This window comes from Mesorhizobium argentiipisi (SeqCode) (assembly GCF_037179585.1).
Taxonomy (GTDB): Bacteria; Pseudomonadota; Alphaproteobacteria; order Rhizobiales; family Rhizobiaceae; genus Mesorhizobium; species Mesorhizobium argentiipisi.
On record NZ_JAPYKO010000006.1, the window covers coordinates 21472 to 44596 of the forward strand.

Consider the following 23125-nt stretch of genomic DNA (forward strand, 5'->3'; position numbering starts at 1 on the left):
TCCTCAATCGATGTCGAAGGACACGCCCTGGGCGAGCGGCAGCGCCTTGGAGAAGTTCACCGTGTTGGTGGCGCGGCGCATATAGGCCTTCCATGCGTCCGAGCCGCTCTCGCGGCCGCCGCCCGTCTCTTTCTCGCCGCCGAACGCCCCGCCGATCTCGGCGCCCGAAGTGCCGATATTGACGTTGGCGATACCGCAGTCCGAGCCGTCGACGCCGAGGAACCGCTCCGATTCCTGCAGGTCGCGTGTGAAGATCGACGACGACAGGCCGGCGCCCACCGCATTGTGCTGCTCAAGCGCCTCGTCGAAATCGGTGTATCTCATCACATAGAGGATCGGCGCGAAGGTCTCTTCCGTCACGGGCGAGACCTGCTCCGGCATCTCGACCAGCGCCGGATGCACGTAATAGGCGTCCGGATGGCCGTTCTCGACGCGCTTGCCGCCGGTCACCTTGCCGCCATGCGCTTGCGCTTCCTGCAGCGCCTTCTGCATGTTGTCGAAGGCCGCTTTGTCGATCAGCGGACCGACTAGCGCCTTGCCTTCCAGCGGATTGCCGACCGAGACCGTCTCATAGGCCTTCTTCAGCCGCGGCAACAGCGCGTCATAGACGCTGTCATGCACAAACAGGCGCCTGAGCGTCGTGCAGCGCTGGCCGGCCGTGCCCATGGCGCCGAAGGCGATGGCTCTCAGCGCCATGTCGAGGTCGGCGGTCGGACAGACGATGCCTGCATTGTTGCCGCCGAGTTCGAGCACCGCACGCGCAAAGCGCTTGGCAAGCCTGGGACCGACCTCGCGGCCCATGCGGGTCGAGCCGGTGGCCGAGACCAGCGGCACCTTCGGATGGTCGACCAGCACCTCGCCGGCGGCGCGGTCGCCGATCAGCACCTGCAGCAGTCCTGCCGGCGCATCCGCGCCGAAACGCCTTGCGGCGCGGTTGAAGATCGCCTCGCAGGCAAGCGCGGTCAGCGGCGTCTTTTCCGAGGGCTTCCACACCACCGCATCGCCGCAGACGAAGGCAAGAGCCGCGTTCCATGACCATACCGCGACCGGGAAATTGAAGGCCGAGATGACGCCGACGACGCCGAGCGGATGCCAGGTCTCCATCATGCGATGACCAGGACGTTCGGTGGCGATGGTGAGGCCATACAATTGCCGCGACAGACCGACGGCGAAATCGCAGATGTCGATCATCTCCTGGACCTCGCCCAGCCCCTCGGACGGGATCTTGCCGACCTCGATCGACACCAGCCGGCCGAGCTCGTCCTTATGCGCGCGCAGCTCCTCGCCGAGCAGGCGGACCAGCTCGCCGCGCTTCGGTCCCGGCACCAGCCGCCAGCTCTGGAAGGCCTTGTGCGCGGCATCGATGGCCTTGCCGGCGTCGGCCGCCGAGATAGACTTCAGCGCCGCGATCTGTTCGCCCGTCACCGGGCTGTGCACAACGAGGTCGCCGCCCGAAAGCGCATCTCTGGCCACGCCCAGTTTCTCGAGAAGCGAGGCCGTTTCCTTGGCTAATGTCATTTTTTATCCCTTTCAGATTCCCGCCTCTCACAGGGCGGTGAAGCCATGCGGCATGCCTTGTCCATGCCAATCAGACACGTCCAGGCGCCTTTCATGGCGTGGCATTACTCGTTTCGGGGAAAAACTGCCACCCCGGCATGGTCCAAGGGCGGATCGCAAAATTGGGCCAGGCGGCGAAGCCGGATCAACGGGCCTTCTGGATCGAGGATTTCTCGGTGCTTTCCTTGATCAGCCGGTCAATATGCATACGGATATGCGCCGCCTCGGCCGCGGTGTTGGCCAAAGCGATGGCGCGGTCGAAGGCGACACGTGCCTCCTCGTTGCGGCCAAGCTGCATGAGCAGCCCGCCCCTCAAGCCGAAGAAGTGGAAATAGCCCGACAGCCGCTCTTCCAGCGGCTCGATCATGGCAAGCGCGGCTTCCGGGCCGCGTACCTTGCTGACCGCGACGGCGCGATTGAGCGTCACCACGGGCGAAGGCTGCATCTGCTCCAGCAGACCGTAGAGCAGGTCGATCTCGGTCCAGTCGGTATCTTCCGCCGTCGCCGCCCGCGCATGCAGCGCCGCGATCGCCGCCTGCACCTGGTAGGGACCGGGCTTGCGGTGGCGCAGCGCCTTGTCGACCAGCGCCAGGCCCTCGTCGATCATCTTGCGGCTCCAGAGAGAGCGGTCCTGGTCCTCGAGCAGCACGATCTCGCCATTCTCGTCGAACCGTGCCGGCGCACGCGCATGCTGGAGAAGCAGCAGCGCCGTCAGCCCCATGATTTCTGGTTCCTGCTGGAACAGCCTGAGCAGCAGCCGGGCGAGCCGGATCGCCTCCTCGCACAGCGGCGCGCGAGCCGGCGCCTCGCCGCCATTGCTCGAATAGCCCTCGTTGAAGATCAGATAGACCATCGCGGCGACTGCGGCGAGCCGCTCCGAGCGCTCGACCGCGCCCGGCGTTTCGAACGGCACGCCGGCGTCGGCAATGCGCGCCTTGGCGCGGGTGATGCGCTGCTCCATGGCGCTCTCGCCGACCAGGAAAGCGCGCGCGATCTGCTTGACGGTGAGACCGGAGACAATACGCAGCGCCACCGCGATCTGCTGCGTTGGCGGCAGATCCGGATGGCAGCAGATGAACAGAAGCCGCAGGATATCATCGCGGTAATGCGCGCCGTCCAGCCGCTCGGCCATGTCGCTCTCGGCGTCCTCCAGATCGGACACCTGGTCTTCCTCCGGCATCGGCGCCTGCTTGGCGCGCTTGCGCACCGCGTCGATGCCGCTGTTGCGGCCGACGAAGATCAGCCAGGCGGCCGGATCGCGCGGCGGCCCGTTCTTCGGCCAGTTCTTGAGCGCCCTCAGGCACGCGTCCTGGAAAGCCTCTTCCGCGGCGTCGAGGTCACGGAAGTAGCGCAGCAGCGCGCCCATCGCCTGCGGACGGGCGTTGCTGATTGCGGTGCTTATCCAGGCGAGCTCTGTCATACCGCGACCTTTGTCGGATTGAAGACCGAAACCGGCCGGATCTCGTAGGAGCCGCCGCTCGGATTGACCTCGGAGAGCTCGCGCGCGAATTCGACGGCTTCGTCGAGATCATTGCATTCGAGCGTGTAGAAGCCGAGGAATTGTTCCTTGGTCTCGGCGAACGGACCGTCGAGCACGATCGACTCCCCTTTGACCTTTCGCAGTGTCGTGGCCGCCGTCGTCGGCAAAAGGCGCGCCACCGGCCCCAGCCGGCCGGCCTTGGCATATTTGTCCTGCACGTTGAGGAGCTTTGCCATGACCTCGTCGTCCTGTTCCTTGCTCCAGGAGCAGACGACGTCTTCGGAGGCGTAGCAGAGGATGGCGTAGAGCATGGTGCGTCCTTTCCGTATCAAAGGACGCGACACTAGGACCCTTCCCGACACGAGGTCGATAAAAAAATTTATCGAGAGATCACGGATTTGGCGATCTTTGCGCCTGCCTGTCAGGCGCCGCGCGCCTGCAGCCATCTGAGCACCAGTGTTTCTTCCTCGTCCAGGCCGGATATGAGGCGTCTGCGCTTGTTGGCCTCCGCCATTTCGTCAAGCAGGCGCCCTTTGCTCCACGCCTCGAACACCAGCGGATGGATGTAGCATTTGCGGCAGACCGCCCGGGTATTGCCCAACCGCTCGGCGACTTTGTCGACGACGCTGTTGATCACCCGGTTTTGCTGCGTTTTGCTTTCCGGCAGCTCGGTTCCGGCAAACAGCGACGCTGCATGGATCGTGCCGCCCCAGGTGCGGAAATGCTTTGAGCTGAATTCGGCGCCGGATGCCTCGCGAATATAGCGGTTGACGTCCTCCGAGCGCACCGGCCGCCGGTCGCCGTCCTCGTCAACATATTGGAACAGCTTCTGTCCGGGCAGATCCTGGGCACCGCGCACGACCTTTGCTATGCGGCGATCGACCAGCTTCAGCTTCCATTCCTTGCCCGACTTGCCCTTGAAGGCGAAGCGCAGGCTGGATCCGGTGATCTCGACATGGCGGTCGCGCAGCGTGGTCAGCCCGAAGCTCTTGTTGTCGCGTGCATAGGCCGCGTTGCCGATGCGGATCATGGTGTTGTCGAGCAACCAGACCACCGAGGCGACGACGCGCTCCATCGGCAGCCCGTGCCGGCGCAGATCGGCATCGATCTGCCGCCTGAGGGCAGGCAGGCTTTCCGCGAAAGCAACGAGGCTGGAATATTTGACGCCGTCGCGTTCCTCGGTCCATTGTGGGTGATAACGGTACTGCTTGCGGCCGCGCTGATCCCGGCCTGTCGCCTGGATATGGCCGTCTGGATCGGGTGATATCCATACATCGGTCCAGGCCGGCGGTATGACGATCGCCTTGATGCGGGCCACCGTCGTTTCGTCGACGGTTCCGCCATCGGCCGCCAGATAGGAAAATCCCGTGCCTTTCCGCAATCTCCGTATGCCGGGATCGGCATCGCTTACATAGTTGAGCGACGTGCTCTCGGCCGAGCTGTTGGCGCCGTTCCCTCGTGTTTCCTCGGCCCGCGTCGAACGGTCCGAAGGCGATCGTGAATGCTGCAACATGCCGGCTCCGCGAAATGGCCCGTAGATAAAGCCGCGCGCCGATGACTGGTTCCGAAAGAGGTTTCAGTCCCGCAGGTTGGCGGATAGATCCGCCATCCAGAGCCCGCCGTCGTCGGCATGAGCGGGAAAGTACTCTCGCCCGGCCGGCACGGCCTCGAGGAACATTCCCGACTCGTCCGCCAGATAGTCGTAGCCGATCTGCTGCAGCCGGCGATCCGGATCGAGGCGGTTGTAGAGGTCGCGACGCGCCGCGCGCCGCTTTGGCTCGATCATCTTCAAATGATAGAGATTGAGACCGCTGTCCTTGAGCCTGAAGCCGATATCGTCGGGAAACCAGGCGCCATGCAGATCTTTGGATCGATAGCGATCAGGGGGATAGGCCCCAAAAAGCCTGTGCTGCATCTTCTGGCCCCACAGGCCGTCGACCCTATAGCTGGCCGGCGTATACATCTCCCGGCAGCGAAATCCCCAGGCGATGCGCGTGGACCCGCTGGTCAACTGACCTATCCGGCCGGCGACGGCATTTTCCAGCCTTTCGTCGGGATCCATCGCCAGAACCCAATCGGCGCCCGCCTCATGAGCCGCTGCGATAAGCGCGCGCCGCCTCTGCGGCTCGCTGCTGAAAACACCCTCCGAGGCGCGGTCGTCATAGGCGATCCAGCCATCGACGACAGGCTCGAGATTGGCGATGAGGTCGGGCACGAGATGCTGATCGTAGCGATAGCTGAAAACGGCGACGATCTTGCGCCGCGACCAAAGCCATCGGCCACGCCGCCGGCGCGGCCGCTTAATTTCGATGGTGATCATCGCCGGCCCCCGGTCGTGTCGCCATACCGTGCGCCCACCGATGCCCCCAGCGATTTGGCGAACAATGCCAGCCACACGATCGGCAGCGACAGCCTTGCGAAGATTCTGTCCTTGCCGGACAACCCCTCCTTGACCAGCTTGCTGACATTGCGCCGGTCGCGGAACACCTTCCGGAACGGACGCACGGGTTTTTCGGTTTCGATAGACCGGAGATAGGCGCCATAGCGGCGCCCACGGCGATACTGGTCGGCAAGCAAGCCGAATAGGCTCGTCTCGTTGCGATGAACGGTCAGGACCCTCGGTTCCCAGACCGGCCGCAAAGCCTCGGGCAACCTGGCCATGAATTCGGTGTCTTCCCCAGACGTCATTCGCTCGTCGAACGTCCCGTATCGGTCGAAAAGCTTCCGGTCGAACGAAACGCCGTAGCGCTGCGCGTTCCTGGCCGAAAGACCGGGCAGGCGTCGCATATAGGTGACGAGATGCGCCGCGCAGGCGACCAGATTGCGCGGGTGACTGTTGAGGACAGCGCTCGCCACAGCCGCAGCGCCCTCCCGATGACGCTGCAGCCGGATTTCGGCCCATTGCGGACAGGCCAGGCAATCATCGGCTAGAAAGGCGACGAACGGAGCTTGCGTTGCAGCGATGCCGCGATTTCGCGCAGCGCCGGCAAACAATCGTTCCTCGACATCGATCGCTGTTACGTCGATGCCGCAATCGGCAAGCAGCGCCTTGGCATTGCCGCCGCCTGAATTCACCACCACGATCTCGAGCGGAATATTCTGGTCGAGAACGGACCTGACCGCGGCCGCCAGCGCGGCCGGTGCCCGCAAACCAATCACCACGACCGCGAGATCCGGCCTCTCGGCCATCAGGCGCGTTGCAGTTGGGCGGCCGGCGCCGAGAACCGGCGCCGCAGCGCGATCTTCAGCCGATAGCGCATGCAGCGCCAGACATCCGCGCCCGCCCTTGGCGCTGCTTCGGCCACGCCGAGGAATCTTGCCGCCATATCGAAATCGCCGCGCGCATAATGAACGCGCGCGATCTTCAAAGCGACGAGACCTTCCCTGGTCTTGAGCGATCGCTCCGGGATGCCGCAGGACCGGAGCCGACGTAGCGCCAGGCGCCATTCGAGAAAGCGCCCGGCAGGCCTGACCGTGAAACGATCGTCGGAACGCTCCGCCGACACGAAATAGACGAAGACGGGCTGTGTCACGATCTCGAGCGAGGCCTTGGCCATCAGGCGCACCCAAAACAGCGTGTCCTCGTCATAGGCAAGGCCGGTCGCGAATCTTGTTTCGCCGACAGCCCGCCGCGACACCAGCGCGCTGCCGACCGCGATCGACCGTATTCGGCCTTCGAGGTAGGCGCAGGCATTGGCCGGTCCGCTTGCCGTGTAGCCGCCCGGCAGCTTGGTCGACCGCTCCTCGCCATCGACTCTCCGGCGGTAGGCGCCGACCACCATGTCCGCCCCTGGTTCAGCTACGGCCTTAGCCAGCAGTGCGCGCAGGCCACCTTCAAGATGCAGGTCGTCGGCATCGATCAGATAGATCCAGGGAAAGCAGGCCTGCTCCAGCGCCAGATTCCTGGAGCCGCCGGCGTCGCGGCAGCTCGATTTGATGACGCGCAGCGGCAAGGCAAACCGCAATGCTGTTTCCGAGGCGACGGCGGCGGTGGCGTCGGACGACGAATCGTCAACCAGCAGCACCTCGCCGATGATTTCTTTTTCCAATGCCAGCGAAGCGAGCGTCCGGGCGATCGTCCGAGCCGCATCATGTGCCGGAATGATGATGCTTACCGCTTCCAATCCGCCTCCGCGCGCCATAGCCACGCAGGCGCCCCCGTCAATCCCGTGCGCAGGATATCGACGGCAGGCGCATTTGAGAAGCGCCCACAAGCAATCGGGTTGTCGTTACACCTTTTCGGCGACGACCGGGATGACGTCGACTGCCTGCTCGCCGACCTGGCCGCCGGTGGTCTTCAGCACGCCGACGATCGGCGCCACGTCGGAATAGTCGCGGCCGTAGCCGACCGTGATATGGTCATTGCTCGCCCGCATGCCGTTGGTCGGGTCGAATTCCTGCCAGCCGGCATCGCGCCCGCACCAGGCCTTAACCCAGGCATGCATGGCATCGGCGCCTTCGAGCCGCGGCTTGCCCTTGGGTGGAATCGTGCGCAGGAAGCCGCTGACATAGCCGGCCGGAATGCCAAGACCCCGTAAGCCCGCGATCATGATATGCGAGAAATCCTGGCAAACCCCGCGCTTCAGCGCAAAGGCGTCGCTGGCCCGCGTCTGAACCGTCGTGGCCTTGCCGTCATAGGCGAAATCGCGATGGATGCGGTTGCAGAGATCGGTCGCCGTGGCGACCACCGAGGAGGCCAGGCTTTCCCGCGCATAGGTCGTGATCGCCTGATCAATGCCGACATGATCGCTGGCGGCGAGGAAATGATGCGGCGCGGAGGGCGATAACGACCGCACCATATCCAGTTCCGACCTCAGCCCGCCGATGTCCGGCGAGACGTCGAGGCCCGGCTCCGGCCGCGAGACCGAAACGCGCGCGCTCATGCGGATGTCGAGCGTCTCATGCGCCTCGCGAAAGGCGATCGAGGTGACGTTGTTGCCGAAGAAATCGGAAAAATCGGCACGTTCGGCCGGCGGCGGCTGGAAGGACAGCGAGGCCGCGATCACGCGCTGCACCCCGGCAATCGTCTGTGGCATCACGCGCACTTGATGCCGTCCGCCGCCCGCAGCAGCGGCATAGTCGTAATGCAGATTGAGTTTGATGTCGTAGAGCATCTAAGCGAAATAAGCTCGGGCGAGACTATTGTAGAGATCGCCGATCTGGCCGGCGAGGTCGTCGAGCACTTTGGCGCTCATGTCGGACGGCTCCATGACGGCGATTGCCGTGTTCAGCTGCAGGATTTCCTTGGCGGCGGGCGACATATGTCCCTCGCCGCCGATCGAAGGCAGCATGCCGATCTCCGCCTTCAGCCGCTCGAGCTGGAACAGGATGGAGCGCGGATTGAGCGGATCGAGCGCGAGCAGGTCGATCACCGTGCGCCGCCCCGCCTGCACCGGATATTGCCGGCGATGGGTCATGACGCTGTCGCCGATCTCCAGCATCATGTCGAGCGCGCCTTCCGGCGCCCCGTTCCTGGTCAGCCGGCCGAGCGTGCGAGCGATCTGGATGCCGCGTTCCAGCCTGCGGCCGATTTCCAGGAAACGCCACCCGGTGAAGCGATACATGTTCTCGTGCAGCAGGCCGGAAAAGCCGGCGAGCTTGCGCAGCATCACCGTCATTGCCCGTGTCGCGTCGTCGCCCGGCGCCACGGTCTGCGCGAACTTATGGATGGTCTTGGACAAATCCTTCAGCGCTAGCCAGCCATCGGGCGAGAAACGGTCGCGGATCTGGCCGGCGCTGTAGACCGCGCTGTCCAAAGTGCCGATCAGCCCCGGTGGTATCGCCGTTTCGACCTCGATGCCGAACGGCTCCAGATAGTCCCTGATATCGGTAAGCAGCGGCATATCCGGATCGGATGTCTCGGCAAGCCGCACGTGATAGGCGCGCAGCACGCGCACCGTGTCTTCCGAGCGCTCGATATAGCGCCCGAGCCAGGTCAGGTTCTCCGCGGCGCGGCTGGGCAAGCTGCCCGGCATGGTGCGGGTGAAGCCCTCATGCTCCTGCGGCAGCAGCGTCTCGCGCTCGACCGGCGTGTCGCTGACAACCCAGACATCCGCCGCCTGGCCGCCGCGCTGCATGGCAATCGCCGTCGGGTCGAGCGAAAAGCCGACGCGGGCGAAGCCGCCGGGCATCACGGTCCAGCCTTCCGGCGTTCGCGCCAGATAGACGCGCAGGCTGGCGGGCCGTGGCTCCAGTCGGCCATCGACAAAGACAGGGGTGGTCGACAGCGTCACCGCTTCCTGGCCGACGAAACCGGCGCCGTCCGCCTCGATGCGCGCGACAAGATCGGCCCGCTCGCCGGACGAAAGGGACAATCCCAGCCGGGTCGCGCCATCGTCCTCGAAGGCAAGCCGAGTCGACAGCGCCGGACCGACCACCATGCGGTCGATATTGGCAAGCACATGCGCTCGCTCGGCCTCCTGCCCGCACCACCAGGTGGCGATGCTCGGCAGCTTGAGATCCTCGCCCTGCAGCTCCCGCGCGATCCTGGGCAGGAACGACAGCAGCGCCCGCGTCTCCATCAGCCCCGAGCCCAGCGCATTGACCGCCGAAACGGAGCCGCGCCGGATCGCCTCGACGAGGCCCGGCGTGCCGATTTGCGACTCCGGCCTGAGCTCCAGCGGATCGGCGAAGGCAGCATCGAGCCGCCGCCACAACACGCCGATCGGCATCAGGCCGGAAACTGTTCGCACCATCAGCCTGCCGCCGGAGACGGTCAGGTCCTCGCCCTCGAGCAGCATGATGCCGAGATAGCGGGCGATATAGGCGTGCTCGTAATAGGTCTCGTTGAGCGGCCCTGGCGTCAGGATGGCGACGCGACCGCCCGACTCATTGGCCATGGCGTTCAGCGTGTCGCGGAAACGGCGGAAAAAGCCGGCAAGCCGATGCACATGCATCTCGCCATAGATGTCCGACAGCGCACGCGTTGTGGCGACGCGGTTCTCCAACGCAAAGCCCGCGCCCGATGGCGCCTGGGTGCGATCGCCAAGCACCCACCAGCTACCGTCCGGTCCACGGCCGAGCTCGAAGGCGACCATGTGGAGGAAATGCCCGTTGGCCGGCCGGACGCCTGCTATCGGGCGCAGATATTCCGGACTGGCTGCAATCAGACCGGCTGGCAGAATGCCCTTCTCGACCAACCGGTTCGGCCCGTAAATGTCGGACAGGATCGCTTCGAACAGGTCGGCGCGCTGGACGAGGCCGGCGCTGATCTCGGCCCATTCCTTTTCGTCGATCAGCAGCGGGACATGCGCGAGCGGCCATTCGCGTTCATTGGCCCCGGCCTGCTCATAGACACGATAGTAGACGCCGGCGTCGCGCAGATACTGATCGGCGCGGGCAAAGCGCTGCCCAAGCCGCTCCGCCCCCAGATCGTCGAGCGCGTCGATGAAGAAGCGCCAGGCCGGGCGCGGGCTGCCGGACGCGTCGACCATCTCGTCGACGACGCCTTCGATCGGCCGGTAGCGTTCCAGCAGGCTCTGCGCCTGCGGCCTCCCGCCCGCCCGTCTCTGATTCCCCTTGGCCATCGTCGATCAGAATCTCGCCGGCCGCCTGAGGTCAAGGGTCATGGGAAACTCTTCAGAGGCTTCTTCGTCACGCAGCACATAGCCGCCCGGCGTGTGGCCGCGCGGTTCGAACCGGGCGAGCCGTCGCGCCTCGGCCTCGTTGCCGTTGACCGGGAAGGTGTCGTAGTTGCGGCCGCCCGGATGCGCGACATGGTAGACGCAGCCGCCGACCGAGCGGCCCGACCAGCGGTCGTAGATGTCGAAGACCAGCGGCGTGTTGACCGGCAGGGCCGGATGCAGGCCGGACGCCGGCTGCCAGGCCTTGAAGCGAACGCCGGCCACCGCGACCTCGCGATTGTCGGTGATTTTCATCGGCACAAGGCGCCCGTTGCAGACGATGGCGTGGCGTTGCGGATTGAGGCCTTCTGTCTTCACCTGCAGCCTCTCGACCGAGGAATCGACGAAGCGGACCGTGCCGCCAATGGCGCCCTGCTCGCCCATCACATGCCAGGGCTCCAGCGCCTGCCTCAATTCCAGCTTGACGCCGGCATGTTGCACCTCGCCGCAGAACGGAAAGCGGAATTCGAGCTGGGCTGCGAACCATTCGGGGCGGAAGTCGAAGCCGTTGAGCTTCAAGTCCTCCAGCACGTCGAGGAAGTCCGCCCAGACATAATGCGGCAGCATGAAGCGATCGTGCAGCGAGGTTCCCCAGCGCACGAAGCGGCCGTCGAGCGGGTTCTTCCAGGCGCGGGCGACGATCGCTCGCACCAGCAATTGCTGCGCGAGCGACATGCGCGCATTGGGCGGCATCTCGAAACCGCGGAACTCGACCAGCCCGAGCCTCCCGGTAGGCCCATCCGGCGAGAACAATTTGTCGATGCAGATTTCCGAACGATGCGTGTTGCCGATGACGTCGGTCAAGAGATTGCGGAACAACCGGTCGACCAGCCACGGCAAGGGCGCCCCTCCCTTGTCGGGATGCGGCACCTGTGCCAGCGCGATCTCAAGTTCATAAAGCGAATCGTGCCGCGCCTCGTCGATGCGCGGCGCCTGGCTGGTCGGACCGATGAACAACCCTGAGAACAGGTAGGACAGCGACGGATGCCGCTGCCATTGCAGCACCAGGCTCTTCAGAAGATCCGGCCGGCGCAGGAACGGGCTGTCGTTCGGCGTCGCGCCGCCGACCACGACATGGTTGCCGCCGCCGGTGCCGGTGTGGCGGCCGTCGATCATGAACTTGTCGGTGCCGAGCCGTGATTGCCTGGCTTCCTCGTAAATGGCCGTGGTTGTCGCGACGCATTCCTGCCAGTTGGCGGCCGGGTGGACGTTGACCTCGATGACGCCTGGATCCGGCGCCACGCGGATGACGTTGAGGCGCGGGTCGTGCGGCGGGGCATAACCTTCGATATGCACCGGCAGACCGATGGTCTTCGCTGCGTTTTCCGCCGCCGCCACCAGTTCGAGATAATCTTCCAGCGCCTCGACCGGCGGCATGAACACGCAGAGCCGGCCGTCACGCGGCTCGACGGTGAGCGCGGTCCGCACCGCGCCGCCGATCTCGGTCAGTCGCTGCTCGACCCGGTCCTGCTGGGCCGTGGCGGCGGTGAAGGAGGCCTCCGCCTGCTGACGCGCCATTTCGTCTGCGCCGCCGGCGGCCGGAGCTTCGGGCAGGATCACGTCGCGCGCCGGCAGCGCGCCGCGCGGCACGGACGGATCGACCGGCACGATGTAGGGGAATTGCGCCGGCGGCACATAGGGCAACGTACCGAGCGGCAGACGGTAGCCGACCGGAGAATCGCCGGGCACCAGGAACAGGCGCCCGCGCCTGGTCTTCCATTTCTCTGAGCGCCAGCGCTGTCCCGCGGCCTGGCTGTTCCAGCGCTGCACGGGCAGCACATAGCCTGACGGCTTGGTCAGACCGCGCTCGAAGACGCGGGCCATGCGGCTCCGCTCTTCCGGGTCTTCCAGCTTCGAATTGGAAGGATCGACATTGTCCGGCAGCTTGCCTTCCTTGAGCAGCCACTCGCCCGGATCCTCATAGGCCTCGCCCACCATCGCTTTGTCGATGCCGAGCTCGCCGGCGATCGCCTTGAGCAGGCTCTCGGCCTGCTCCGGTCCCACGGCAGCGCCACTCTTTTCCCGCGCGATCAGCGACGGATCGCGCCAGACCGGCTCGCCGTCGGTGCGCCAATAGAGCGAGAAGGTCCAGCGCGGCAGGCTCTCGCCCGGATACCACTTGCCCTGGCCGTAATGCAGGAAGCCGCCCGGCGCGAAGCGCTCGCGCAGGCGGCGGATCAACTCATCCGCCTTGCCGCGCTTGGTTGGACCGACGGCGGCCGTGTTCCATTCGGCGGACTCGAAATCGTCGATCGACACGAAAGTCGGCTCGCCGCCCATGGTGAGCCGCACGTCGCCGTCTTTCAGCGCCGCGTCGACTTTTCCGCCCAGTCGATCGAGCGCCTCCCAGCTTTCGTCCGAGAACGGCTTGGTGATGCGCGGATGCTCGGCAATCCGGTCGACGCGCATGTCGAAGTTGAAATCGACATTGGCAAAGCTCGCCATGCCGGAGATCGGAGCGGCGTTGCGGAAATGCGGCGTGGCCGCCAGCGGCACGTGGCTTTCGCCGGTGAGCAGGCCGGAGGTCGGATCGAAGCCGATCCAGCCGGCGCCGGGAATATAGACCTCGCACCAGGCATGCAGGTCGGTAAAGTCGACAGCGGTTCCCGGCGGTCCGTCGAGCGAGACGAGATCCGGCTTGAGCTGGATCAGGTAGCCGGAGACGAAGCGCGCGGCGATGCCGAGATTGCGCAGGATCTGCACCAAGAGCCAGCTGGAATCCCGGCACGAGCCCTTGCCGGCGGCCAATGTCTCCTCGGGCGAATAAACGCCCGTCTCCATGCGCACGATATAGGCGATCTCGCGCTGCAGCCTTGCATTGAGGTCGACGAGGAAATTGACGGTGTTTGTCGGGCTGCGGTCGATCGTCCGAAGAAATGCGGTCAACAGCGGCCCGGCCGGCTCCGGCGCGCGGTAGATGGCGAGGTCTTCCCTGATCTCCTCCGGATAGTCGAACGGGAAGGTCTCGGCGCTTTCCTCGACGAAGAAGTCGAACGGGTTATAAACCGTCATGTCGGCGACGAGGTCGACCTCGATCTTGAGTTCCGTCACCGGCTCCGGAAAGACGAAGCGGGCGAGGAAGTTGCCGTAGGGATCCTGTTGCAGATTGACGAAGTGGTTTGCCGGTTCGACCTTCAGCGAATGGCTGAGCACCTTGGTGCGCGAGTGCGGCGCCGGTTGCAGCCTGATCACCTGGGGACCGAGCACCACCGGCCGGTCATATTTGTAATGGGTCAGGTGATGGACGGCTGCCAGAATTGCCATGGTACCCCGGAGTTCGGCGTTTCGGTCACCGAACCCTGACATAGATGCTGGCCATTCTCCAAGCAGAGATGTTGCGCTGCACCTAATTTAAGCGGCTATCGAGAGTCTCGACGCGTCGGCTCGCCCTGCTATCCGTGACGTTCGCGGTACCTGCGTCTGGATGATCAGTACGTCGACCAACCTGCCGAACTTGCGCAGTTTCCCAAGATTAACTGCATGCCAAGCGTTCTTTAGGTGCTCCGGCGCGCGGTCACCGACCTCTGGCGTTAACGCCGGGGGGGATTGGAAAAGCTGCGAAGCGGGGCACTGCATGGATGGAAAAGAAGGCAGTGCTCGAGAACGTGAAGCGTCCATCAGGACGCGACGGCATTGCCTTCAGGGTGACAGGGGGTCAGCTTCTCAACCCGCAAAGGAAACGATAGTCCGGCAATCCCGACACTTACTTCATGGATATCGGGAGTTTTCACGGTTCACGACCGGAATCTGGATCAAGACATCCGGCTCGTCCTCCACAGGCCGCCCTGGGACTCTTTGCGACACGCCTCTGTACTCGCTTGGACTTCACGTCGGCAAACTTGGACTTGGCAAGCCAACGTGGCAGGGCCGATCTTGCTCGGGCGCTGCCGATCGCTTCGATCCTGTTTTGGCTAAGCGCGGCGTGAAGTGCAAGATCACCGCGCCAGACGTAGATCATGTCGCGCAAGGTCGTGGTTAGGTAGAGATCGACATCAAACGCAGGATCAGTGATGCAGAGCTGCGTCGCGCCATTCTCGCCGACAAACCAGTAGTGCCGCCAGCGAGCCGGTCGCTCGCGGAACGTAAGCTTCACGACCGAACGCCGTGCTCCGAAGGCATCCGGATGCGCCCCCCTTTCAATTGCCCAGAGAAGCAGGCCGGCATCGAGCTCATGATCCATTAGCTCTCGACGAGACCACCGCTGACCCCAGACGCCGAGCGCGTGCACCAGCGGCATCAGATCTTGGCCCGGCGCCGTGAGGTGGTAAGTCCAACCGTGCCCTGATTCCGGTCGGCGCCGCTCAACAAGTCCCTCCGCCTCCAGTTGTTTGAGGCGCTTGGAAAGGAGGGTCGGAGACGCTCGCGCAACACCGCGTTGAAGTTCACAGAAGCGCGAAACGCCCTTACCGAGGTCGCGCAGGATCAATGGGGTCCAGCGCTCGCAGAATATCTCCGCGGCTTTGGAAATGGGACAGAACTGCCCGTAACTTCCCAATGACCCGCTCCTTCTGTCGGCGTATCAACGCAGAATACTACACTTTGTGGAGTATTCGAGTGCAAGGCCTAGGGGCAAGCTCGTCCAAGCATGAGGCAGGCCGCCGCGCATCGCGGGCTGGCCGCGGTCGGTGTCGCGCGCCCAGCGCGTGCTAGAGGCTGTCGGAAGGATGGTGACGAGATGAACGATGGCCACTGGGGGCGGCCATGAGCGAAATGGGCGTTCTGGATGCCGTGGTTGTGGGCGCCGGATGGGCCGGCCTCGGCGTCAGCTATATGCTTGCCCAATCCGATATGCGGCATTGCGTCCTTGAACGCGGGCGAATCGGCGAAACCTGGCGGACCCAGCGTTGGGACTCGTTCCACTTCAATCTTCCCAACATGTACAGCGTGATGCCGGGCGATCGTTACGATGGGCCGAACCCAGAAGGGTTTATGACGCATATAGAGTTTGCGACTCTCCTTGAAGACTATGCGCGGCGCTACCAACTCCCGGTTCGTAACGGCATCTCGGTCACAAAACTGAAATCAAGTGACGGGCTCTTTCACATTGTGACGCCGCAGCAGACGTGGCGGGCGAAAAACGTGGTTGTCGCCAGTGGCAGCTTGAACCGTCCGCGTCGACCAGTTTCCGCCTTCGCGTTGAAGGATGGCCCAGTACAGCTCGATGCCTCTGACTACCGTAATGCCGACGACCTTCCCGCCGGAGCTATCCTCGTCATCGGCAGTGCGCAGTCTGGCAGTCAAATCGCCGAAGATTTGATTCTGGCAGGCAGGGAGACCTATCTTGCGACGGGCCATATTGGCCGCCTGCCGCGATGCTATCGCGGGCGCGACATTGTCGTATGGATGGTGAAGACCGGATTGGTCGATGCGCCGCGCAAGGATTTCGTCGATCCCTCCGGTCGTGTTGCCGGCAGGCCCCTGATTGGCGCGCTGCACACGATAAGTCTGCAATCTCTCAGCGCCCAAGGCGTCGTTCTGCTCGGACGATTTCTCGGAGTGGAGAACGGCCAGCCTGTCTTCGCCGACGACCTTGTTGGGAATATTCGGTTCGGCGACGAGATTTCCGCGCAATTCAAAAACCGTATCGATGAGTTTATCGAGCGCAGCGGTCTCAATGCTCCCGCACCCGTTGAGGAGGAGGCGGAGGCAGTCGCTCCGCTCCTACCCCAGCGCCCCATTCTGTCGCTCGATCTCGTAGAGCGGAACATTTCAGCGATTGTCTGGTGCACCGGCTTCCAGGGCGATTTCAGTTGGATCGACGTACCCGGTGTTCTCGACAAGCGAGGCCAGCCGGTTCACGAAGACGGCGTTGCCCCGATTCCCGGAATCTATTTTGCCGGGCTCGATTTTGCGTCCACACGCCGGTCGGGCACCGTTATGGCCATTGAAGACGAGGCGCGTCGATTTGTCGGCCAAATATTAGCTCGGACCGACCCGCCAACAGTCCATATTCCCGCCAACAGTCCGTATGAATAAGAACATCTAGAAGAAATTGGCGTTTATCGACGCTATGAGGTTGGAATTGTTATCGCGATGGTTGATCGCCACCATTGGCAACTCGATGGCAGCGCAGCGGAACTTTACGAAAGATACTTGGTGCCCGCGATTACATCGAAGTGGGCAGACGACCTCGTCCATCGCGCCCAGCTTCACGCCGGAGAGGAGGTGCTGGATGTCGCTTGTGGTACCGGCGTCGTGGCCCGCCTGGCGGCTAAAAAGGTGGGCCAGGGCATGTCACGGGGCTCGACCTGAGTGCCGCGATGTTGGCTGTCGCCCGCAATATCCCGGCGAGGGAGCGATACAGTCGAGCCGGAACGCCAGGCGATTATCTCATCGGTCGCTTCCAAGGCTGCGGCATTTTCAACCCCGGCCATGCTCGACGGTGGCAGATTCACCTTCCAGCAGGAAGCATACGTTGCTGTTGCTCGGCCGTCTCGCGATGTCGGTTGAAGGCCGGTTCGGCGGCCTCGATCTTCTTCAAATTGGCACCATAAGCGATACGGGAACTGTTCAGCCTCAAATTCGATCGCAAGGAAGTGTCGGTCTCGGTCAAAACCTGCCCGAGTATGACGAAAGTACTGCCTTAAAAGAATGCCTGGATGCCCGTCTGCGCCCTTCCGAGGATCAGCGCATGCACGTCATGCGTGCCTTCATAGGTGTTGACCGTCTCCAGATTCTGCGCGTGGCGCATCACGTGATAGCCGATCTGGATGCCGTTGCCGCCATGCATGTCGCGGGCCTGACGGGCGATGTCGAGCGCTTTGCCGCAATTGTTGCGCTTGACGATCGAGATCATCTCCGGCGCCATCTTGCCTTCGTCCATCAGCCGGCCGACGCGCAACGAGCCCTGCAGTCCGAGCGCGATCTCGGTCTGCATGTCGGCGAGCTTCTTCTGGAATAGTTGCGTGCCGGCGAGCGGCTTGCCAAACTGTTTTCTGTCCAGACCGTACTGCCGCGCGCGGTGCCAGCAATCCTCGGCCGCGCCCATCGCGCCCCAGGAGATGCCGTAGCGAGCCCGGTTGAGGCAGCCGAACGGACCGCCGAGGCCCTTGGCATTGGGCAGCAACGCGTCTTCGCCGACCTCGACGCCTTCCAGCACCACCTCGCCGGTAATCGACGCCCGCAACGACAACTTGCCGCCGATCTTCGGCGCTGACAGTCCCTTCATGCCCTTTTCCAGCACAAAGCCGCGGATCTCATCCTTGCCGCTATCGCCCTTCAGCTTCGCCCAGACGACGAACACATCCGCGATCGGCGCGTTCGAGATCCACATCTTGGAGCCGGAGAGCTTGTAGCCGTTCGCGGTCTTCTCGGCGCGCGTCTTCATGCCGCCCGGATCGGAGCCGGCATCCGGCTCGGTGAGTCCGAAACAGCCGATCCATTCGCCCGATGCCAGCTTCGGCAGGTATTTCTTGCGCTGCGCTTCCGAGCCATAGGCATGGATCGGATACATGACCAGCGAGGACTGCACGCTCATCATCGAGCGATAGCCGCTATCGATACGTTCAACTTCCCGCGCGACCAGCCCGTAGGTCACATATCCGGCGCCAAGCCCGCCATATTCTTCCGGAATGGTGATGCCGAGCAGGCCCGCCTCGCCCATCTCGCGGAAGATCGACGGATCGGTCTTCTCTTCGGCATAGGCTTCCTCGATACGCGGCGCCAGCTTGTCGGCGGCGAAGGCGGCAGCGCCGTCGCGCACCATGCGCTCATCCTCGGAAAGCTGGTCCTCGATCAGGAAAGGATCGTTCCACACGAAGGCGTTCTTCTCGGCGGCCATGGCCCGCTCTCCCGGCAAATCTTTTGAGGTGCCCGGCTTGTCGGCTTCCGCCGAGGAAAAATCAAACGAAATTGCATCACCGATCAATGAGCGTTAGTAATGGATCATGAACGTGCAACGCCGTCTTTTGCCGAACACCGCCGCCCTTGCTGCCTTTGAAGCCGTAGCGCGCCTCGGCTCCTTCACCGCCGCCGCGCGTGAACTCGATCTGACGCAAGGCGCGGTCAGCCGGCAGATCAACCTGTTGGAGGAGCAGTTCGGTCGCCGGCTGTTCGAACGCGACAGCCGCAATGTCCGGCTGTCGCCGGCCGGCGAGATCTATGCCGAAGCGGTGCGCTCGGCGCTTGGCCAATTGCGCGACGCCGCGCTTGGATTGATGAGCAACCGGCATAGCGGCATTCTCAACTTGGCCATCCTGCCGACCTTCGGCACGCGCTGGCTGATGCCGCTGATCCCGGATTTCGTCGCCAGCCACCCCGACATCACCATCAACTTCGCCACCCGCATCGGACGCTTCGACTTCGCCCGCGAGCGGCTGGATGCCGCCATCCATCACGGCATGCCCGACTGGCCGGACGCCGATTGCACGCTCTTGATGCGCGAGACCGTGATGCCGGTGGCTTCGCCCGAATTCTTGGCCAGCCGCGCCATCGCCGTGCCGGCCGATATCAGCCGTCTTCCGCTGCTGCATATGGCGACCCGGCCCGGCGCCTGGAGCGAATGGTTCGAGCATCAGGGGCTGGAGGCGCCGACCGGTCCCGGCATGCAATTCGAGCAGTTCGGCACGGTCGCCCAGGCCTGTATGGCGGGGCTCGGCGTGGCGCTGCTGCCGGAAATCCTGATCGCTGGCGAATTGCAACGCGGCCAGCTAGTGCCGGCACCCGGCCAGCCGATGCAGAGCCGCAGTGCCTATTACCTCGTCGTGCCGCACGACAAGCGCGGCCACCTGCCGGTCGCCAGTTTTCGCGACTGGCTGCTGGGTCAGATCGGCAAGGAGCCGGCTGTCCTGGCCTGGTAGCTACTTGCGCTTCATCGCCTCGGCGAGCGCCGCGCCAAACGCGCCCTGCGAAGGCCGCTCCGGCTGGCGCTGCGGCGCCGGCGAGCGCGGGGAAGGCTTGCCGCCGCCGTGGTCCCGCTGGCCACCGCGAGGCGCGCCCTCGCTGCCATCCTTGCGCATCGACAGCCCGATGCGCTTGCGTTTGATGTCGACATCGACGACCCGCACCTTCACGACATCGCCGGCCTTCACCACCTCATGCGCGTCCTTGATGAAGCGGTCGGCCAGTTGCGAGACATGCACCAGCCCGTCCTGGTGGACGCCGATATCGACGAAGGCGCCGAAGGCCGCGACATTGGTGACGGTGCCTTCGAGTAGCATGCCCGGCTTCAAATCCTTGATGTCGTCGACGCCCTCGGCAAAGGTCGCCGTCTTGAAACCGGGGCGCGGGTCGCGTCCGGGTTTTTCCAGCTCGGCGATGATGTCGCGCACCGTCGGCAGGCCGAACCGCTCGTCGACGAAGACGCGCGGGTCAAGCGCCTTCAGCGCGGCGCTATCGCCCATCAGAGCGCGCACGTCGCGGCCGCAAGCGGCGACGATTTTCTTTGCCACGCCATAGGCTTCCGGATGCACCGATGACGCATCGAGCGGCTCTGTCCCGTTCGGGATGCGCAGAAAGCCGGCGCTTTGCTCGAACGCGCGCGGCCCGAGCCGCGCCACCTTGAGCAGGTCCTTGCGGCTGGCAAACGGCCCGGCCGCGTCGCGATGCGCAACGATCGCCTCGGCCAGCGACGGCCCAAGTCCCGACACGCGCGCCAAAAGCGGCGCCGACGCCGTGTTGAGGTCGACGCCGACGGCGTTCACCGCATCCTCGACCACAGCTTCCAGCGAGCGGCCGAGCCGGTACTGGTCGACATCGTGCTGGTACTGGCCGACGCCGATCGACTTCGGCTCGATCTTGACCAGCTCGGCCAACGGATCCTGCAGGCGTCTGGCGATCGACACCGCGCCGCGCAGCGACACATCCAGGCCCGGGAATTCCGCCGCTGCCGTCGCAGAGGCGGAATACACGGATGCGCCGGCCTCGCTGACGATCACCTTGAGCGGCTTCGGCCCGGCACCTGCCGGCAGGTCCGACAGCATGTCGGCAACCAGCTTCTCGGTCTCGCGACTGCCGGTACCGTTGCCGATCGAGATCAGCTCCACCTTGTGCTGGCGGATGAGCGCGGCGAGTTCGGCCTGCGTGCCGCGCACATCGTTCTTCGGCGGGAACGGGTAGACGGTCGTCGTCGCCACCAGCTTACCGGTGCCGTCGACCACCGCAACCTTGACGCCGGTGCGTATGCCCGGGTCGAGGCCCATGGTCGGCCGCGAGCCGGCCGGCGCCGCGAGCAAAAGATCCTTCAGGTTGCGGGCAAAGACATGGATCGCCTCTTCCTCGGCGCGCTCGCGCAAGTCGCGCATCAGATCAAGCGTTAGATGCAGCGACAGTTTTATCCGCCAGGTCCAGCCGGCTACCTCCATCAGCCACTTATCGCCGGGAAGGCTGCCGCCAATCGCATAGGCATTGGCGATCATGCGCTCGACCGGCTTCACCGGCGATTGATCGACCGGTTTCACCGGCGATTGATCGTCCGCATCGACCTCGATGTCGAGCGACAGCACCTCTTCATTGCGGCCGCGCAGCATGGCCAAGGCACGGTGGCTGGGCACACCCGCCCAGCGCTCGACATGGTCGAAATAGTCGGAGAATTTCGCGCCGGCCTCCTGCTTGCCGTCAACGACGCGAGCGCGCAGGAAGGCGCGTTCCTTCATATAGGCGCGCAGCTTGCCGACCAGATCCGCATTTTCGGCGAACTGCTCCGACAGGATGTCGCGCGCGCCTTCGAGCGCGGCCTTGGCATCGGCCACTTCGTCGGTGACATAAGCGAGGGCGAGCTCGGCCGGCACCGCCGAGCGGTCCGCCAGGATCGCCTCGGCGAGCGGCCCAAGCCCGCGCTCCTTGGCGATCTCGGCCTTGGTGCGCCGCTTCGGCTTGTAAGGCAGATAGACGTCCTCGAGCTCCGCCTTTGTGGTGGCCGCGGCGATCTTGGCTTCCAGATCCTCGGTCAGTTTGCCCTGCTCGCGGATCGAGCTGACGATCGTCTCGCGCCGTGCGTCGAGCTCGCGCAGATAGCCGAGCCGCTCGGAAAGGTCGCGCAATTGCGTGTCGTCAAGCCCGCCGGTGACCTCCTTGCGGTAACGTGCCACGAAGGGAACTGTCGCGCCTTCGTCGAGCAGCCCGATTGCCGCCGCGGCCTGTTCCGGCCGCGCGCCGATCTCGGCCGCGATTATTGCTGCGATGCGCTTGATGTCCGATGCCATGCTCGTCCCTGTCGAAAAGAGCGGCGACCATAGGCCGGGAGAACCGCTGCGCCAACCGCAACGGTTTCATCACGTGCCGAAGGTCCACAGAAAACAGCCGTTGGAACCAGCCTTTGGTCAGCTCAAACCATGCCGCTCAGCGCCTCGAAGAACGCCACGAGCTCTCCATCCAGCTTATCGTCCACGGGCTCCGGCTGCGACGACATCTTGGCGATGACCACCTCGGTCTTCGGATTGACGTAGAGCCACTGGCCGTGAATGCCGATGCCGCAGAAGGCGCCGCTGTCGTGGCCGGTCTGATACCATTTGTTGCGATAGCGTCCCTTCGGGAACAAAAACACCATCGTGCCGCGCTGCCAGGCTTCATGGCTGCCGCCGGTGGCGACCGTGTCGCGCACCCAGGCTTCCGGCACGATGCGGCGGCCATTGGCGGTGCCGCCTTGCCGCATCATCTCGCCGATGCGGGCAAGGTCGCGCGGCGTTATTGACATGCCGCCGGCGGTGCGCGCTGTGCCTTCCATGTCGATCGTCACCGACATTTCGCTTGCGGCACCGAGCGGCAGCCAAAGCTTCTCGCCGAGCAACGCGCTGACGCGCCTGCCTGAGGCGCGCTCAAGCAGGATGCCGAGCACATCCGAATTGGGCGAGCGATAGCGATAGGTCTGGCCATGCGGCTCGGCAAGGCGCGGGATGGTCATCAGGAATGCCGCGAGGCTCTCCGATCCGCCGCCGGGATTCCACAGCGTCGAGCGGCGGTAGCGGGCGAAGGCGCTTTCCGGATCGAGATAGGCTTCCTCGAAATCGAGGCTGACCGTCATATCGAGCACGTTTCGCACGCTCGCATCGCCATAGGCCGAGCCTTTGGCTTCAGGGATGTATTGCGTTACCGGCGCGTTGGGATCGAACAACCCCTCGCCTTCCAATATGCCGGCGAGGATCGCCGTCACCGACTTGCTGATCGAAAAGATGATGTGGCGAGCTCCGAACAGCATATGCGGCGCCGACCAGTCGCCGACAAGCTTGCCGGCTTTCAGGATCGTCAGCCCGTCCGTGTCGGAACGCTTCAAGAAGCTCTCGACGGTCTCACTGCCGCCGGCGAGCGATATCTTTTCCTCAAGCAATGCGCCGAGCGACTTCGCTTGGCTCTCGCCGCCGGGCGCCGCCGCGACATGCGCGCTCGGCACCAGTTCGCCGACATTCTGGAAGGACCATCGGTTGAACGGCGAAAGCCGCCAGGTTTCAAGCCGCACATCCTTGCGGGCAAAGCCGTATTTGGTTTCGAACGCGGTCTTGCCGGTCACGACACCCTCCCGGATCTTATTTGC

Annotated in this window: 16 protein-coding genes; 2 read left to right on the forward strand and 14 right to left on the reverse strand. The window is 64.3% G+C overall.

What is annotated here, in order from left to right; translation table 11 throughout:
• Nucleotides 1–3: 3 nt before the first annotated feature.
• The 11 genes from amaB to O7A05_RS11210 form a co-directional block, all read right to left on the reverse strand.
• Nucleotides 4–1518 carry an L-piperidine-6-carboxylate dehydrogenase gene (amaB, locus tag O7A05_RS11160; protein ID WP_337093124.1) on the reverse strand — a complete coding sequence of 505 codons (1515 nt, stop codon included), beginning with the start codon at nucleotides 1516–1518 and terminating at the stop codon, nucleotides 4–6.
• 184 nt (nucleotides 1519–1702) lie between these two features.
• The gene (locus tag O7A05_RS11165; protein WP_337093125.1) at nucleotides 1703–2977 is read right to left on the reverse strand and encodes an RNA polymerase sigma factor; all 1275 of its coding nucleotides are present in this window, start codon (nucleotides 2975–2977) and stop codon (nucleotides 1703–1705) included.
• On the reverse strand, nucleotides 2974–3348 hold the full coding sequence (locus tag O7A05_RS11170) for a YciI family protein (protein WP_095766415.1): 375 nt from the start codon (nucleotides 3346–3348) through the stop codon (nucleotides 2974–2976). The genes O7A05_RS11165 and O7A05_RS11170 overlap by 4 nt, the downstream gene beginning before the upstream one ends.
• A 110-nt stretch (nucleotides 3349–3458) precedes the next feature.
• On the reverse strand, nucleotides 3459–4550 hold the full coding sequence (locus O7A05_RS11175; protein WP_337093126.1) for a DNA topoisomerase IB: 1092 nt from the start codon (nucleotides 4548–4550) through the stop codon (nucleotides 3459–3461).
• A 63-nt stretch (nucleotides 4551–4613) separates the two neighbouring features.
• The gene (locus O7A05_RS11180) at nucleotides 4614–5357 is read right to left on the reverse strand and encodes a glycosyltransferase family protein (RefSeq protein WP_337093128.1); all 744 of its coding nucleotides are present in this window, start codon (nucleotides 5355–5357) and stop codon (nucleotides 4614–4616) included.
• A complete protein-coding gene (locus O7A05_RS11185; RefSeq protein WP_337093129.1) occupies nucleotides 5354–6226 on the reverse strand; it encodes a glycosyltransferase family 2 protein in 873 nt (290 codons plus the stop codon). The genes O7A05_RS11180 and O7A05_RS11185 overlap by 4 nt, the downstream gene beginning before the upstream one ends.
• Entirely contained in the window at nucleotides 6226–7161 is a 936-nt protein-coding gene (locus tag O7A05_RS11190) for a glycosyltransferase family 2 protein (protein WP_337093130.1), read from the reverse strand. The genes O7A05_RS11185 and O7A05_RS11190 overlap by 1 nt, the downstream gene beginning before the upstream one ends.
• A gap of 105 nt (nucleotides 7162–7266) precedes the next feature.
• Nucleotides 7267–8151 (reverse strand): transglutaminase family protein, encoded by an 885-nt coding sequence (locus O7A05_RS11195; RefSeq protein ID WP_337093131.1) that lies wholly within the window; start codon nucleotides 8149–8151, stop codon nucleotides 7267–7269.
• On the reverse strand, nucleotides 8152–10563 hold the full coding sequence (locus O7A05_RS11200; RefSeq protein ID WP_337093132.1) for a circularly permuted type 2 ATP-grasp protein: 2412 nt from the start codon (nucleotides 10561–10563) through the stop codon (nucleotides 8152–8154). It lies immediately after the preceding gene.
• Between the two features lie 6 nt (nucleotides 10564–10569).
• Entirely contained in the window at nucleotides 10570–13923 is a 3354-nt protein-coding gene (locus tag O7A05_RS11205; RefSeq protein WP_337093133.1) for a transglutaminase family protein, read from the reverse strand.
• 463 nt (nucleotides 13924–14386) lie between these two features.
• Nucleotides 14387–15154 (reverse strand): winged helix-turn-helix transcriptional regulator, encoded by a 768-nt coding sequence (locus O7A05_RS11210; protein WP_337093134.1) that lies wholly within the window; start codon nucleotides 15152–15154, stop codon nucleotides 14387–14389.
• Nucleotides 15155–15360: 206 nt separating this feature from the next.
• On the opposite strand from O7A05_RS11210, the gene O7A05_RS11215 reads away from it, so the two are divergent.
• Nucleotides 15361–16635: a flavin-containing monooxygenase gene (locus O7A05_RS11215; RefSeq protein ID WP_337093135.1), complete on the forward strand. Its 1275-nt coding sequence runs from the start codon at nucleotides 15361–15363 to the stop codon at nucleotides 16633–16635.
• Between the two features lie 607 nt (nucleotides 16636–17242).
• On the opposite strand, the gene O7A05_RS11220 is transcribed toward O7A05_RS11215, so the two are convergent.
• Nucleotides 17243–18439, reverse strand: a complete 1197-nt coding sequence (locus O7A05_RS11220; protein ID WP_337093136.1) for an acyl-CoA dehydrogenase — start codon at nucleotides 18437–18439, stop codon at nucleotides 17243–17245.
• A 106-nt stretch (nucleotides 18440–18545) separates the two neighbouring features.
• Here O7A05_RS11220 and O7A05_RS11225 point away from each other — a divergent pair, with 106 nt between their 5' ends.
• Nucleotides 18546–19457, forward strand: coding sequence for a LysR family transcriptional regulator (locus tag O7A05_RS11225; protein ID WP_337093137.1), 912 nt, complete (start codon nucleotides 18546–18548; stop codon nucleotides 19455–19457).
• On the opposite strand, the gene O7A05_RS11230 is transcribed toward O7A05_RS11225, so the two are convergent.
• Nucleotides 19458–21800, reverse strand: a complete 2343-nt coding sequence (locus O7A05_RS11230; protein WP_337093138.1) for a Tex family protein — start codon at nucleotides 21798–21800, stop codon at nucleotides 19458–19460.
• A gap of 122 nt (nucleotides 21801–21922) precedes the next feature.
• Entirely contained in the window at nucleotides 21923–23101 is a 1179-nt protein-coding gene (locus O7A05_RS11235) for a serine hydrolase domain-containing protein (protein WP_337093139.1), read from the reverse strand.
• Nucleotides 23102–23125 lie beyond the last annotated feature (24 nt).

Coding starts and splice junctions, on each gene's coding strand:
- O7A05_RS11225 (WP_337093137.1), top strand. CDS start 18,546: ATGAACGTGCAACGCCGTCTTTTGCCGAACACCGCCGCCCTTGCTGCC.
- O7A05_RS11195 (WP_337093131.1), bottom strand. CDS start 8,151: ATGCTCTACGACATCAAACTCAATCTGCATTACGACTATGCCGCTGCT.
- O7A05_RS11175 (WP_337093126.1), bottom strand. CDS start 4,550: ATGTTGCAGCATTCACGATCGCCTTCGGACCGTTCGACGCGGGCCGAG.
- O7A05_RS11180 (WP_337093128.1), bottom strand. CDS start 5,357: ATGATCACCATCGAAATTAAGCGGCCGCGCCGGCGGCGTGGCCGATGG.
- O7A05_RS11205 (WP_337093133.1), bottom strand. CDS start 13,923: ATGGCAATTCTGGCAGCCGTCCATCACCTGACCCATTACAAATATGAC.
- O7A05_RS11170 (WP_095766415.1), bottom strand. CDS start 3,348: ATGCTCTACGCCATCCTCTGCTACGCCTCCGAAGACGTCGTCTGCTCC.
- O7A05_RS11185 (WP_337093129.1), bottom strand. CDS start 6,226: ATGGCCGAGAGGCCGGATCTCGCGGTCGTGGTGATTGGTTTGCGGGCA.
- O7A05_RS11220 (WP_337093136.1), bottom strand. CDS start 18,439: ATGGCCGCCGAGAAGAACGCCTTCGTGTGGAACGATCCTTTCCTGATC.
- amaB (WP_337093124.1), bottom strand. CDS start 1,518: ATGACATTAGCCAAGGAAACGGCCTCGCTTCTCGAGAAACTGGGCGTG.
- O7A05_RS11165 (WP_337093125.1), bottom strand. CDS start 2,977: ATGACAGAGCTCGCCTGGATAAGCACCGCAATCAGCAACGCCCGTCCG.
- O7A05_RS11215 (WP_337093135.1), top strand. CDS start 15,361: ATGAGCGAAATGGGCGTTCTGGATGCCGTGGTTGTGGGCGCCGGATGG.
- O7A05_RS11200 (WP_337093132.1), bottom strand. CDS start 10,563: ATGGCCAAGGGGAATCAGAGACGGGCGGGCGGGAGGCCGCAGGCGCAG.
- O7A05_RS11230 (WP_337093138.1), bottom strand. CDS start 21,800: ATGGCATCGGACATCAAGCGCATCGCAGCAATAATCGCGGCCGAGATC.